The organism is Burkholderia sp. KJ006, assembly GCF_000262695.1.
Classification (GTDB): Bacteria; Pseudomonadota; Gammaproteobacteria; order Burkholderiales; family Burkholderiaceae; genus Burkholderia; species Burkholderia vietnamiensis.
The window spans coordinates 341224-355780 of the sequence record NC_017920.1 but is presented as its reverse complement, the minus strand read 5'-3'; the positions used below and the strand labels follow the sequence as shown (position 1 = coordinate 355780).

Annotated in this window: 11 protein-coding genes; 1 reads left to right on the top strand and 10 read right to left on the bottom strand. The window is 66.8% G+C overall.

Features of this window, described 5'->3' with window-relative positions; translation table 11 throughout:
- Positions 1-37: 37 nt before the first annotated feature.
- The 5 genes from thpR to MYA_RS01610 all read right to left on the bottom strand — a co-directional run bounded on the left by thpR (position 38) and on the right by MYA_RS01610 (position 8374).
- Positions 38-592 (bottom strand): RNA 2',3'-cyclic phosphodiesterase, encoded by a 555-nt coding sequence (gene thpR, locus MYA_RS01630; RefSeq protein WP_014722303.1) that lies wholly within the window; start codon positions 590-592, stop codon positions 38-40.
- Positions 589-831: a hypothetical protein gene (locus MYA_RS01625; RefSeq protein WP_014722302.1), complete on the bottom strand. Its 243-nt coding sequence runs from the start codon at positions 829-831 to the stop codon at positions 589-591. The genes thpR and MYA_RS01625 overlap by 4 nt, the downstream gene beginning before the upstream one ends.
- A gap of 275 nt (positions 832-1106) precedes the next feature.
- Positions 1107-2573, bottom strand: a complete 1467-nt coding sequence (locus MYA_RS01620) for a glutamate synthase subunit beta (RefSeq protein WP_014722301.1) — start codon at positions 2571-2573, stop codon at positions 1107-1109.
- 85 nt (positions 2574-2658) lie between these two features.
- Complete coding sequence (locus MYA_RS01615; protein ID WP_011883035.1) at positions 2659-7362, bottom strand: glutamate synthase-related protein; 4704 nt, start codon at positions 7360-7362, stop codon at positions 2659-2661.
- 298 nt (positions 7363-7660) lie between these two features.
- The gene (locus MYA_RS01610; protein WP_034194003.1) at positions 7661-8374 is read right to left on the bottom strand and encodes a transposase; all 714 of its coding nucleotides are present in this window, start codon (positions 8372-8374) and stop codon (positions 7661-7663) included.
- 192 nt (positions 8375-8566) lie between these two features.
- On the opposite strand from MYA_RS01610, the gene MYA_RS01605 reads away from it, so the two are divergent.
- A complete protein-coding gene (locus tag MYA_RS01605) occupies positions 8567-9298 on the top strand; it encodes an OmpW/AlkL family protein (RefSeq protein ID WP_011883033.1) in 732 nt (243 codons plus the stop codon).
- Positions 9299-9466: 168 nt separating this feature from the next.
- On the opposite strand, the gene ugpQ is transcribed toward MYA_RS01605, so the two are convergent.
- The 5 genes from ugpQ to ugpB all read right to left on the bottom strand — a co-directional run bounded on the left by ugpQ (position 9467) and on the right by ugpB (position 14543).
- On the bottom strand, positions 9467-10231 hold the full coding sequence (ugpQ, locus tag MYA_RS01600; protein ID WP_011883032.1) for a glycerophosphodiester phosphodiesterase: 765 nt from the start codon (positions 10229-10231) through the stop codon (positions 9467-9469).
- 35 nt (positions 10232-10266) lie between these two features.
- On the bottom strand, positions 10267-11352 hold the full coding sequence (locus MYA_RS01595; RefSeq protein WP_011883031.1) for a sn-glycerol-3-phosphate import ATP-binding protein UgpC: 1086 nt from the start codon (positions 11350-11352) through the stop codon (positions 10267-10269).
- Positions 11353-11384: 32 nt separating this feature from the next.
- Positions 11385-12230: a sn-glycerol-3-phosphate ABC transporter permease UgpE gene (ugpE, locus tag MYA_RS01590; protein ID WP_011883030.1), complete on the bottom strand. Its 846-nt coding sequence runs from the start codon at positions 12228-12230 to the stop codon at positions 11385-11387.
- A complete protein-coding gene (ugpA, locus tag MYA_RS01585) occupies positions 12227-13111 on the bottom strand; it encodes a sn-glycerol-3-phosphate ABC transporter permease UgpA (RefSeq protein WP_041493739.1) in 885 nt (294 codons plus the stop codon). Before ugpA ends, ugpE begins: the two co-directional genes overlap by 4 nt.
- A gap of 97 nt (positions 13112-13208) precedes the next feature.
- Positions 13209-14543, bottom strand: a complete 1335-nt coding sequence (gene ugpB, locus MYA_RS01580; RefSeq protein ID WP_011883028.1) for a sn-glycerol-3-phosphate ABC transporter substrate-binding protein UgpB — start codon at positions 14541-14543, stop codon at positions 13209-13211.
- Between the last annotated feature and the right edge of the window lie 14 nt (positions 14544-14557).

Sequence of the window (14557 nt, the reverse complement as noted above, 5' to 3'; positions counted from 1 at the left end):
AGCCGGCGCGCTGCACCGGCTCGCCGTCCCTTCTGCCCTACCCGCCCGCAGCCGCGATCGGCGCCGACACGATCGGCACATGCGACACGCCTTCGTGCGACAACCGGCTTTCGAACAACGTCAGCGCGTCGAAGCGCAGCGCGAGCGGCCGGCCGATCGCGCCGCCATGCGCGGGCTGCCCGTCCGCGTCGCGCGGCAGCCGTGCGAGCGTCACGTGCGGCCGGAACGGCCGGTGATCGGCCGGCACGCCGAGCTCGCGCAACACCGCAGACAACGCCGCGTTCAGCGCCGCGCACGCGGGATCGGCCGCGAGTTCGGCCACGATCAGCCTGGCGCGCGGCAGGCTCGGCCACCATGCGATCCGCTCGACCTGCTGCAGCGGCAGCGCGTGGGCGGCCGCGAGCGCCGGCAGACGCGCGGCCAGCAGGTCGCACCGCGGGCGCTCGATCGCGCCGATGAACGCAAGCGTCACGTGAAGTTGGGCCGCCGGCGTGCGGCGTGCGCCGCGCGTGACCGGCAACGCATGCAGCGCGTCGCTCGATGCCCGATCGGGCATCAGCGCGACGAATGCACGGAGCCGGTCGCCGTTCATGATTCGCGCGCCGCGATGCGCGTGTCGGCCAGCGCATCGGCGCCGGCCGGCAGCACGCATGCGCGTGCCGGGATCGTGTGGCGCGCGAACGCCGGCTTAGCGATGCGCTGCCGGCGATAGTCTCCCCACGCGGCACGCGCATGCTTGCCGGGCGAGAGGATCACAACGAAGTTGACGACCGCCATCGCCGGCACGATCCCGTAGACGGCGTTGAACAGACCAGGCACGGATGCGCTCATCCTCAATCCTTCTACAGGGCTCGGTCATATGCGCCGGCCGCGCGAACGCCGCCGTCGGGACGACATGATCGGATCGGGCAGCCCGCCCGAAAACCGCAAACGGAAACGATCGGCGCTCGCATGACGTCGCGACCCGATGTGATCAGATTAGGCGACGCATCGCGAAGATGCGTCGACGCGCGCGATGCGACCGCGCACCACGGGCGGTCGGCTGCCATAAAAAAACGGGCGCCCTCGCGGACGCCCGTCTCGTCGAAACCTGCTCGCGGCCGAAATCAGCGCGGCAGTTCCGAATGCCCCATCAGGTACGCATCGACCGAGCGCGCGCACTGGCGGCCTTCGCGGATCGCCCACACGACGAGCGACTGGCCGCGGCGCATGTCGCCGGCCGCGAACACCTTGTCGACCGACGTGTAGTACGAGCGCTCGCCTTCGGTGGCAGCACGCGCATTGCCGCGCGCGTCCTTCGCGACGCCGAACGCGTCGAGCACCGGCGCCGCCGGCTGCGTGAAGCCCATTGCGAGCAGCACGAGGTCGGCCTTCATCTCGAACTCGGAGCCCGGCACTTCCTGCATCTTGCCGTCCTTCCACTCGACGCGCACCGCGATCAGCTTCTCGACCTTGCCGTTCTTGCCTTCGAGGCGCTTCGTCGCGACCGCCCAATCGCGCTCGCAGCCTTCCTCGTGCGACGACGACGTGCGCAGCTTGATCGGCCAGTACGGCCACACGAGCGGCTTGTTCTCCTCTTCCGGCGGCTGCGGCAGCAGTTCGAACTGCGTGACCTGCTTCGCGCCGTGACGGTTCGACGTACCGACGCAGTCCGAACCCGTATCGCCGCCGCCGATCACGATCACGTGCTTGCCCTTCGCGAGCAGCTGGTCGGTGAGCTTGTCGCCCGCGTTCACGCGGTTCTGCTGCGGCAGGAAGTCCATCGCGAAATGGACGCCGGTGAGCTCGCGGCCCGGCACCGGCAGGTCGCGCGGCGTTTCCGAACCGCCCGCGATCACGACCGCGTCGAATTCTTCCTTCAGCGTGTCCGGCGAAATGGTTTCCTTCGCGAGGTTGCCGATCGACTCGGGCAGCGGCTCCTTGCCGATGAACACGCTGGTGCGGAACGTCACGCCTTCGGCTTCCATCTGGCGCATGCGGCGGTCGATCAGCCACTTCTCCAACTTGAAGTCGGGGATCCCGTAACGCAGCAGCCCGCCGACGCGATCGTTCTTCTCGAACACCGTTACGTCATGGCCGGCGCGCGCGAGCTGCTGCGCGGCCGCGAGGCCCGCGGGGCCCGAGCCGACGACCGCGACCTTCTTGCCCGTCTTGTGCTCGGCCGGCTGCGGCTTCACCCAGCCTTCGGCCCAGGCCTTGTCGATGATCGCGTGCTCGATCGACTTGATGCCGACCGGATCGTTGTTGATCCCGAGCGTGCACGCCGCCTCGCACGGCGCCGGGCAGATCCGGCCCGTGAACTCCGGGAAGTTGTTGGTCGAATGCAGGACTTCGATCGCCTGCTGCCAGTCCTGGCGATACACGAGATCGTTGAAGTCCGGAATGACGTTGTTGACCGGGCAGCCGTTGTTGCAGAACGGGATGCCGCAATCCATGCAGCGCGCGCCCTGGACCTTCGCGTCCGCGTCGGTCAGCGCCGCGACGAATTCCTTGTAGTGCTTCACGCGCGTGAGCGGTGCTTCGTACGCCTCGTGGCGGCGTTCGAACTCCAGAAAACCGGTTGCCTTGCCCATAAGGTGCTCTTCTGTTCGGTGTATCGGGTGGGGGACCCGCGCGCAGCCGTCAGGCGCGCGCGGCATTCGCTATGTCGTTCGTCGCTCAGGCGGCCAGCGCTTGCTTCGCCGCCTTCTTCGCACCGATCTCGCCCAGCGCGCGCTTGTATTCGTTCGGGAACACCTTCACGAACTGGCGGCGCGCCGCGTCCCAGTTTTCCAGCAGCGACTTCGCGCGCGGCGAACCCGTGAACTGGAAATGACGCTCGACGAGCCCCTTGAGCAGCGCTTCGTCCGTCGTGCCCGCGTGCCAGAGCGCGCGATCGACCGTGCGCTCCTGCTCGGCCTGCTGCAGCACCGGATCGAGCGCGACCATCGCCTTGTTGCACTTCGCCGCGAACGTGCCTTCCGGATCGTAGATGTACGCGACGCCGCCCGACATGCCGGCCGCGAAGTTGCGCCCGGTTTCGCCGAGCACGACCACCGTGCCGCCCGTCATGTATTCGCAGCCGTGGTCGCCCGTGCCTTCGACGACCGCCGTCGCGCCCGAGTTGCGCACGCAGAAGCGCTCGCCCGCGACGCCGCGGAAGAACGCCTCGCCTTCGAGCGCGCCGTACATCACCGTGTTGCCGCAGATGATGTTCTCTTCGGACTTGCCGCGGAAGTCGTTGGTCGGACGGATGATGATCCGGCCGCCCGACAGGCCCTTGCCGACGTAGTCGTTGCCGTCGCCGACGAGGTCGAGCGTCACGCCCTTCGCGAGGAACGCGCCGAAGCTCTGGCCGGCCGTGCCTTTCAGCTGGATGTGCACGGCGTCGTCGGCGAGGCCGTCGTGGCCGTGCTTCTTCGCGATCACGCCCGACAGCATCGCGCCGACCGTCCGGTTCACGTTGCGCACCGGCTGGATGAACGACACATGCTCGCCGTTCTCGATCGCGGCCTTCGCCTTCTCGATCAGCACGTGGTCGAGCGCGCGCTCGAGGCCGTGGTCCTGCCCTTCGACGTGACGGCGGGCGACGTCCTCGCAGCCTTCCGGCTGATAGAACACGCGCGAGAAGTCGAGGCCCTTCGCCTTCCAGTGCTCGATGCCCTTGCGGGTGTCGAGCAGGTCGGGGCGGCCGATCAGGTCGTCGAACTTCGCGATGCCGAGCTGCGCCATGATCTCGCGCACTTCCTCGGCGACGAAGAAGAAGTAGTTCACGACGTGCTCGGGCTGGCCCTTGAACTTCGCGCGCAGCACCGGATCCTGCGTCGCGACGCCGACCGGGCACGTGTTCAGATGGCACTTGCGCATCATGATGCAGCCTTCGACGACCAGCGGCGCCGTCGCGAAGCCGAATTCGTCCGCACCGAGCAGCGCGCCGATCACGACGTCACGGCCCGTCTTCATCTGGCCGTCGGCCTGCACGCGGATGCGGCCGCGCAGGCGGTTCAGCACCAGCGTCTGCTGCGTTTCGGCGAGGCCGAGTTCCCACGGCGTGCCCGCATGCTTGACCGACGACAGCGGCGACGCACCGGTGCCGCCGTCATGGCCGGCGATCACGACGTGGTCGGCCTTCGCCTTCGCGACACCGGCCGCGACCGTGCCGACGCCGACTTCCGACACCAGCTTCACCGAGATGCTCGAGCTCGGGTTGACGTTCTTCAGGTCGTGGATCAGCTGCGCCAGATCCTCGATCGAGTAGATGTCGTGGTGCGGCGGCGGCGAGATCAGGCCGACGCCCGGCACCGAATAACGCAGCTTGCCGATGTACTCGGACACCTTGTGGCCCGGCAGCTGGCCGCCTTCGCCCGGCTTCGCGCCCTGCGCCATCTTGATCTGGATCTGGTCGGCCGACGCGAGGTACTCGGCGGTGACACCGAAGCGGCCCGACGCGACCTGCTTGATCTTCGAGCGCAGCGAATCGCCGTCCTTCAGCGGAATGTCGCTGACGATCTCGTCGCCGATCACCGACTTCAGCGTCTCGCCCGCCTTGATCGGAATGCCGCGCAGTTCGTTGCGGTAGCGCTTGTCGTCCTCGCCGCCTTCGCCGGTGTTCGACTTGCCGCCGATCCGGTTCATCGCGATCGCGAGCGTCGCGTGCGCTTCGGTGCTGATCGAGCCGAGCGACATCGCGCCCGTCGCGAAGCGCTTGACGATTTCCTTCGCCGGCTCGACGTCGTCGATCGGGATCGCACGGGTCGGGTCGACCTTGAACTCGAACAGGCCGCGCAACGTCATGTGGCGCTTGGTCTGGTCGTTGATCAGGTGCGCGTATTCCTTGTACGTCTGGTACGAGTTGCTGCGCGTCGCGTGCTGGAGCTTCGCGATCGAATCCGGCGTCCACATGTGGTCTTCGCCGCGCACGCGGTAGGCGTACTCGCCGCCCGCGTCGAGCATGTCGCGCAGCACCGGGTTGTCGCCGAACGCATCGCGGTGCAGGCGGATCGCTTCTTCCGCGACTTCGAACAGGCCGATGCCGCCGACCTTCGATGCCGTGCCCTTGAAGTACTTCTCGACGAGGTCGCTCGACAGGCCGAGCGCTTCGAAGATCTGCGCGCCCGTGTACGACATGTACGTCGAGATGCCCATCTTCGACATCACTTTCTGCAGGCCCTTGCCGACCGCCTTCGTGAAGTTGTAGATCGCCTTCTCCGGCGACAGGTCGCCCGGCAGGCCTTCGGCCATCTTCGCGAGCGTTTCCATCGCGAGGTACGGGTGCACGGCTTCCGCGCCGTAGCCGGCGAGCAGCGCGAAGTGGTGCGTCTCGCGCGCGGAGCCCGTCTCGACGACGAGGCCCGTGCTCGTGCGCAGCCCTTGCTGGACGAGGTGCGTGTGGATCGCCGACGTGGCGAGCAGCGCCGGAATCGCGACGTGGTCGGCATCGGTCTTGCGGTCCGACACGATCAGCATGTTGTAGCCGGACTTCACCGCGTCGACGGCTTCGGCGCACAGCGACGCGAGGCGCGCCTCGATGCCTTCCTTGCCCCATGCGACCGGATAGCAGATGTTCAGCTCGTACGCGCTGAACTTGCCGCCCGTGTACTGGTCGATCGCGCGGATCTTCGCGATGTCCTTGAAGTCGAGCACCGGCTGCGACACTTCGAGACGCATCGGCGGGTTGATGTTGTTGGTGTCGAGCAGGTTCGGCTTCGGACCGATGAACGACACGAGCGACATCACCATGTTCTCGCGGATCGGGTCGATCGGCGGGTTCGTGACCTGCGCGAACAGCTGCTTGAAGTAGTGATAGAGCGTCTTGTTCTTGTTCGACATCACCGCAAGCGGCGAGTCGTTGCCCATCGAGCCGACGGCTTCCTCACCCTGCGCCGCCATCGGCGCCATCAGGAACTTGAGGTCTTCCTGCGTATAGCCGAACGCCTGCTGACGGTCGAGCAGCGCGGCGCCCTGCGTGCGGCCGGCCGCCACGTCCTCGGCCTTCGGCTCGATTTCGTCGAGCTTGATGCGCACGGCGTCGATCCAGCTCTTGTACGGCTTCGCGTTCGCGAGGTTGTCCTTGAGCTCCTTGTCGTCGATGATGCGGCCGTGTTCCATGTCGATCAGGAACATCTTGCCCGGCTGCAGGCGCCACTTCTTGACGATCTTCGATTCGGGGATCGGCAGCGTGCCGGCTTCCGACGCCATGATCACGAGATCGTCGTCGGTCACGATATAGCGCGCCGGGCGCAGGCCGTTGCGGTCGAGCGTCGCGCCGATCTGGCGGCCGTCGGTGAACGCGATCGCGGCCGGGCCGTCCCACGGCTCCATCATCGCGGCGTGGTATTCGTAGAACGCGCGGCGGTTCTCGTCCATCAGCGTGTGCTGCTCCCATGCTTCCGGGATCATCATCATCACTGCGTGCACGAGCGGATAGCCGGCCATCACCAGCAGTTCGAGACAGTTGTCGAACGATGCGGTGTCGGACTGGCCCGGATAGATCAGCGGCCACAGCTTCGGCAGATCGTCGCCGAGCACGTGCGACGCGATCGCGCCGGTACGCGCGTTCAGCCAGTTCACGTTGCCCTTCACGGTGTTGATCTCGCCGTTGTGCGCGATCATCCGGTACGGGTGAGCGAGTTCCCAGGCCGGGAACGTGTTGGTCGAGAAGCGCTGGTGCACGAGCGCGAGCGCCGACACGACGCGCGCGTCCTGCAGGTCGCGGTAATACACGCCGACCTGGCCGGCGAGCAGCAGCCCCTTGTACACGATGGTGCGCGCCGACATCGACGGCACGAAATATTCCTTGCCGTGCTTGAGCTTCAGCGCCTGGATGCGGTGGCTGGCGGTCTTGCGGATCACGTACAGCTTACGCTCCAGCGCATCCGTCACCATGATGTCCTTGCCGCGGCCGATGAAGATCTGGCGGATCAGCGGCTCGCTCGCCTTCACGGTCGGCGAGATCGGCATCGCATGGTCGACCGGCACGTCGCGCCAGCCGAGCACGACCTGGCCTTCGGCGCGCACGGTGCGCTCAAGTTCCTGCTCGCAGGCGAGGCGCGACGCGTTTTCCTTCGGCAGGAAGATCATGCCGACCCCGTATTCGCCGGCCGGCGGCAGCGTCACGCCCTGCTTCGACATTTCCTCGCGATAGAACGCGTCCGGGATCTGGATCAGGATGCCCGCGCCGTCGCCCATCAGCGGATCGGCGCCGACGGCGCCCCGGTGATCGAGGTTCTCGAGGATCTTCAGGCCCTGCTGAATGATCTCGTGGCTCTTCTTGCCCTTGATGTGAGCGACGAAGCCGACGCCACAGGCGTCGTGTTCGTTTTGCGGGTCGTACAGACCTTGTGCGGCGGGCACCGCGGCGAGCGGCTTCTGGTGGTCGTTCATGGGGACACCGTCGTAAAGGGGCCTCGAGGGCCGTTGAACCATTTTTCTGTTGCCGTCGATCCCGCTCCGGCAGGAGACGGCACGGCCGACGGTGGTTGGGCATGCTGCATGCTGCATGCGCCCGGGCCACCGGAATTCGGAATATACGCGACGAATCAAGGGAATAGCAACAAAAACCGGATGATCGAACCCCAATTAAACAGATGCTCAGATGTGGTGCCTATTTATTGGGGCCGTAACGATTTGGTGCAAAAAGAAGCGGCGCCCGCAGCGCCGCTCCCCGCCCGCCTCCCCGGCGCTACTGCTGGGCCGGCGGCGTGTTTTCGCGCACCTTTCTGGGGCGTCCGCGCGGCAGCGGCGACACGCGCCGGTTCGCGGTGCGGGCGGCCCACTCGCGGTAGTTGTCGCCGCCGAGCACCCAGCCTTTCAGCGTCGCCTGCTGAAGCTGATCGGCCTGCCGCTCGTCGAGCGGTTGTTCGCACAGCTCCTTGTACGCGCGCTGACGGTCGAACGGCGTGTTGCCGAGCGCCCAGTAGAGCGGGTGGTCGGTAATCAGGCTGTCGACGGTCAGGCCCACGTGGTGCCGGTAGCTCGACCATCGATACGCGTCGGCCGTCGCCACCAGCTGCGAGCGCACCGGGCTCATCTCGACCACGCGGCTCGCGAGCAGGAAATAGCGCTCGCCTTCGATCACCGTCGCGCGGTAGCGGCCTTCCCACAACGTGCCGCGGCGCGAGTAGCGCCGGTTGAAGTGCGCGACGTAGCGGCGGCCGACGGCCTGCATCGCCTTCGGCAGGCTCGCCTCGTCGCTCGGCGTGACGAGCAACTGCACCTGACGCGGCAGCAGCACGTACGCGTGCACCGAAAGATGGTGATCGCGTGCCGCCGCCTTCAGACAATCGATGAAGAGTTCGTAGTCCTGGTCGTCGACGAACGCGGGTTGCTGATCCAGCCCGCGCAGTATCACGTGCTGAGGCTGGTCGGGAACATAGAGTCGTGCTAACCGTGCCATGCTGAATGTCCGTTTGAACGCGTTAGGAAATACCCTGGGGTCCGAATTACGCATTTGCGTAGAATGCCTGTCCCTGCGGGGCGCGAAAGCGTACGGTCGTGCGGATCCTAGGGAGAAAGCTCTAACTTACGAGCTTGTTTGGTTTTAAACGCAGTCGTCATAATGAGCACGCCTTTGATCGGAGGAGACACAATGAAACGAAAACTGGCCATTACGGGGGCCGCTGCGCTCGCATTCGCGGCCGCAGGCGGCACGGCACACGCACAATCCGCAGGTGATTTCTACGTCAGCACCGGCTGGTTCCACCTGTCACCGCAAGACAGCAGCGACCCGCTGTTCGTGTACGGCGTCGGCGGCACGCCCGTCAATCAATCCGTTCCCAACACCGGCGCCGGCATCAACGACGCCGATACGCTCGGCTTCGCATCCGGCTACTTCCTTACCGACCACATCTCCACCGAATTCGTTCTCGGCATACCGCCGAAGTTCGACATCACCGGCAAGGGTCAGTTCTCGCGCTTCGGCGTGCTCGGCCGGGCATACCAGTGGAGTCCGGCGGTGTTGCTGCGCTACCACTTCAACGACGCCAACGCGAAGTTCCGGCCGTACGTCGGCGTCGGCGCTACCTACGTCTGGTTCACCGGCGCGAAGATCACCAACAGCACCTTCGAGAACGGCGTGCTCGGCGGCCCGACCAGCGCCACCACGAGCAACCAGTGGGCGCCCGTGTTCAACGCCGGCTTCTCGTACAACTTCACGAAGCACTGGTTCGCCGGGCTGTCGATCTCGTACGTGCCGGTGAGCGTCACCGCCACGTTCACGACCGCCCGCCGCACCCAGGTCGGCACGCTGACCGAGACGTCGAAGGCTCGCATCGCGCTGAACCCGATCGTCACGTACGTGAACGTCGGCTACCGCTTCTAAGCGTAGTCGAATATTTGGGGAATGGTTAATCCTGCTGCAATTTGTAGCGGATTTTTCCGAGCGTAACGTCTCCACGATGCAAAACGCCCCGGCGGGAAACCGCCGGGGCGTCGTTTTTTCGCGTCAGGCACGCTGGCGAAACGCGAAACGAATTCGGCTCGCGCGGGCTTACACGATGTCGTCGAGCGCCGTCGGGCCGATCAGGTCGATGCGGTCGGTGCAGATCGCGTCGACGCCCCAGCGCACGAGTTCGCGCGCCCTGCCGAGGTCGTTCACCGTGTAAACCAGGATGCGCAGGCCGGCCGCCTTGATTGCCCGCACGAGCGGCTCGCTCAATTGCGTGTGGTCCGCATGCAACGACGTGCAGTCGAGCGCGCCGACGGCCTGCGCGTGCCAGTCGTCGGGCACGCGCTCGTACAGCATGCCGCGCGGCAGCGCGGGCGCCGCGTCGCGCGCGTGCCGCAGTGCATCGAACGAGAACGACGACAGCAGCGGCGGCACGGCGGCGCCGTGCCAGTACGCCGCCGCATCGGCGGCCACCCGCCGCCCGGTGTCGGATTCTCGGCCGGGGCACGGCTTGATCTCGACGTTCGCTGCCAGCCCGAGCGTCATGCAGCGCGCCGCCGCCGCCTCGAGCGTCGGCATCCGCTCGCCGGCAAAGCGCGCGTCGAACCACGCGCCGGCGTCGAGCGCGGCCAGCGCCGCATAGCGCATGCCCGCCGCCGGCCCGCTTCCGTCGGACGTGCGATCGACCGTGTCGTCGTGCAGCAGGAACGTCACGTCGTCGCCGGACAGCTTCGCGTCGAATTCGACCATCCGGTGGCCGCGCCGCGCACCCTCGTCGAGCGCGGCAAGCGTGTTCTCCGGCGCGAGCGTGCCGCCGCCGCGATGGGCGACGACGCGCGGATAGGGCCAGTCGGGTCGGGAAGTCATCGTCAGCCTCGTCGCTCGTTCGGAGGTTCGTCGGGTCAGCCGGCGCGCCGGCCGGTTTCGGGATCGAAGAAGTGCAGCCGGTGCGCAGGCAACGACGCAGCCAGCGCGGTGCCGCGCGCCGGACGGTCCGCGTGCGGCAGCCGCACCGCGACGTCGTGGTTGCCCCAGCGGCCGTGCGCGAGGTTGTCCGCGCCGAGCAGCTCGCACGAATCGACCGGCAACGTCGCCTGGGCGACGCCCGGCTGCGGCGTCATATGCTCCGGCCGCACGCCGAGCACCCAGTCGCGACCGGTGGCGATCGTCGTGCCGACGCCCGGTGCGCCGGCCACCGGCAGCGCCGGGCCGCCGCCCGCGACCGTGAACGTCGCGCCGTCCGCCGACAGCGCGCCGTGCATCAGATTCATCGCCGGCGAGCCGATGAAGCCGGCGACGAACACCGTCGCCGGCTTCTCGTACACGTCGACCGGCGCGCCGATCTGCTCCGCGTAGCCGCGGTTCATCACGATCACGCGCTGCGCCAGCGTCATCGCCTCGATCTGGTCGTGCGTCACGTACACGCTCGTGGTCGCGAGCCGCGCATGCAGCCGCTGGATCTCCAGGCGCATCTGCACGCGCAGCTTCGCGTCGAGGTTCGACAGCGGCTCGTCGAACAGGAACACCGACGGCTCGCGCACGATCGCACGCCCCATCGCGACGCGCTGGCGCTGGCCGCCCGACAGCTCGCGCGGCCGCCGCGCGAGCAGCGGCTCGAGCTCGAGGATCTTCGCCGCCGCGGCCACCCGCTCGTCGATCGTCGCGCGCTCGACGCCGCGAATCTTCAGCCCGTAGCCCATGTTCTGCGCGACCGTCATGTGCGGATACAGCGCGTAGTTCTGGAACACCATCGCGATGTCGCGATCCTTCGGCTCCAGCGCGTTGACCACGCGATCGCCGATCGCGATTTCGCCGTCCGTCACCGTCTCGAGCCCCGCGATCATCCGCAGCAGCGTCGACTTGCCGCAGCCCGACGGGCCGACCAGCACGATGAATTCGCCGTCGGCGATCTCCACGTCGATGCCGTGCAGCACGTGCTGCTTGCCGTCGTAGGATTTCCTGACGCCCTTCAAGCTCAGCGCAGCCATACCTGGTCCTTCTCCCGGTTACCGGAGGTTGATCATTTTTCGGAATCGACGAGGCCGCGCACGAACCAGCGCTGCATCGCCAGCACGACGACGAGCGGCGGAATCATCGCCAGCAGCGTCGCCGCCATCACGTATTGCCATTCGGTCGCGGCGTCGCCGCTCGCGATCATCGTCTTGATGCCGACCACCGCCGTCGACAGCGACGCCTCCGTCGTGATCAGGATCGGCCACAGATACTGGTTCCAGCCGTAGATGAACGTGATCACGAACAGCGCGGCGATGCTCGTCTTCGACAGCGGCAGCACGACGTCCCAGAAAAACCGCAGCGGCCCCGCGCCGTCGATGCGCGCGGCGTCCATCAGCTCGTCGGGCAGCGTCATGAAGAACTGGCGGAACAGGAACGTCGCGGTCGCCGACGCGATCAGCGGCAGCGACAGCCCCGCGTAGGTGTTGGTCAGGTGCAGCGTCGACACGACCTGCACGGTCGGGAAGATCCGCACCTCGACCGGCAGCATCAGCGTGACGAAGATCAGCCAGAACGCGGTGTTGCGCAGCGGGAAGCGGAAATAGACGATGGCGTACGCGGACAGGATCGACACCGCGATCTTGCCGACCGCGATCCCGAGCGCCATCACGAAGCTGTTCACCAGCAGCCGGCCGAACGGCGCGGTCGTGCCGCCGCTGCCGTGGCTCCAGATGTACGCGACGTTCTCCAGCAGATGCGTGCTCGGCACCAGCGACAGCGGGATCGTGAACACTTCCTGCGCATTCATCGTCGCCGCGCAGAACGCGACGTACACCGGGAACACGATCACGACGACGCCCGCGAGCAGCACCGCGTGGCAGAACAGGTCGAAGCCCTTGCGATTTTCGATCATGCGTATTGCACCCTGCGTTCGACGAAGCGGAACTGGATCACCGTCAGGCCGACGACGATGATCATCAGCACGACCGACTGCGCGCCCGAGCTGCCGATGTCGAGGCCCTGGAAGCCTTCCGTGAAGATCTTGTAGATCAGCGTCTTCGTGCTTTGCGCGGGGCCGCCGCCGGTGGCCGCGTCGATCACCGGGAACGTGTCGAAGAACGCGTACACGAGATTGACGACCAGCAGGAAGAAGCTGGTCGGCGACAGCAGCGGCAGCACGATGTTGAAGAAGCGCCGCACCGGCCCGGCGCCGTCGATCGCGGCCGCCTCGATCAGCGAGCGCGGAATCGCCTGCAGGCCCGCGTAGAAGAACAGGAAGTTATAGCTGACCTGCTTCCACACCGATGCGAGCACGACCAGGAACATCGCCTGGCCGCCGTTCAGCGCGTGGTTCCAGACGATGCCGCCCTTGGCGAGCGCATAGGTGACGAGGCCGATGCTCGGATTGAACAGGAACGCCCACAGCACTGCCGCGATCGTCGGCGCGACGGCGTACGGCCAGATCAGCAGCGTCCGGTACACGCGCGCGCCGCGGATCACGCGGTCGGCGCACGCGGCGAGCAGCAGCGACACGACGAGCCCGCTGACCGTGACGAGCGTGCTGAACACCAGCGTCGTGCGGAACGAGTCGACGTAGAGCGGATCGGCGAACAGACGCGTGAAATTCGCGAAGCCGACGAATTCGCTCGACGTGCCGAACGCGTCCTGCATCTGCGTCGACTGCCACAGCGCGACGCCGGCCGGCCACAGGAAGAATACGGCGGTGATCGCGAGCTGCGGCGCGATCAGCAGATACGGCAGCAGGCTCGCGCCGAAACGGGAACGGGATTGCATCGCGGAGATCCGGTCAGGCAAAGCGGAAAGGAGGCCGTGCCGCCGCCCGCGCGCGCCACTGCGACGCGCCGGCCGGCGACACGAACGCGACGCGGGCTCAGCCGCCCGACTTCTCGAAGCGGCGCAGCAGCTCGTCGCCGCGCGATGCGGCCGAGTCGAGCGCGTCCTTCGGCGACTTCTTCTGCGCCCAGACCTGCTCGAGCTCCTCGTCGACGACGGTGCGGATCTGCGGCATGTTGCCGAGCCGCAGCCCCTTCGTGTAAGGCAGCGGCGGCTTGTTCATCATCTGCTTGATCGCCGTTTCCGCGCTCGGGTTCTTCGCATAGAAGCCCTGCTGGCGCGTGAGCTCGTACGCGGCGGTCGTCACCGGCAGATAGCCGGTTTCCTGATGCCACTTCGCGGCGATCGGCGGCGACGCGAGGAACGCGAGAAATTTCGCGACGCCCTTGTAGGTGGCCGCGTCCTTGCCGCCCAGCACCCACAGGCTCGCGCCGCCGATGATCGCGTTCTGCGGCGCGCCCTTCACGTTCGCGTCGTACGGCATCATGCCGGTGCCGTAGTTGAACTTGGCGAACTTCTGCACGTTGGCGAGCGCGCCCGACGACGTCGTCAGGATCCCGCAGTCGCCGCTGTAGAACTTCGCGGACGCTTCGTCCTTGCGGCCCGCATACGTGAACGTGCCGTCCTTCACCATCTGCTGCAGGAACGCGATGTGAGCGATCTGCTGCGGCTTGTTGAATTCGAGCACCGCGTCGGCGCCGTCGAAGCCGTTGTTGCGGCTCGCGTACGGCAGCGCATGCCACGCGCTGTAGTTCTCGAGCTGGATCCAGCCCTGCCAGCCGGTCGTGAAGCCGCAGGACATCCCGGACTTGCGCAGCTTCTCCGCGTCGGCCTGCACGTCGGCCCAGGTCTTCGGCGGCTGGTTCGGATCGAGCCCGGCCTTCTTGAACGCGTCCTTGTTGTAGTACAGCACCGGCGTCGAGCTGTTGAACGGCATCGACACCAGATGGCCCGTCTTCGCGTCGCTGTAGTAGCTGGCGATGGTCGGCACGAACGCCTTTTCGTCGAGCGGCACGCCGGCCTGCTTGAACACGTCGTAGACGGGCACGACGGCCTTCTTCGCCTGCATCATCGTCGCGGTGCCGACTTCATAGACCTGGAGGATCGCCGGCGCGTTGCCGCTGCGATACGCCGCGATGCCGGCCGCGAGCGCCTGGTCGTAGGTGCCCTTGAAGACCGGCACGATCTTGTAGTCGCTCTGCGATGCGTTGAACTGCGCGGCGAGCTCGTTCACGCGCTCGCCGAGCGCCGACTCCATCGCATGCCAGAACTGGATTTCCGTCGCGGCCCATGCCGCGTGCTGCATCCCGAACATCAACGCGCCGCCGAGCGCGATCGAGCGAACCAGGGTCCCCGCAGGCTTCTTATTCATCGACCTCTCTCCTA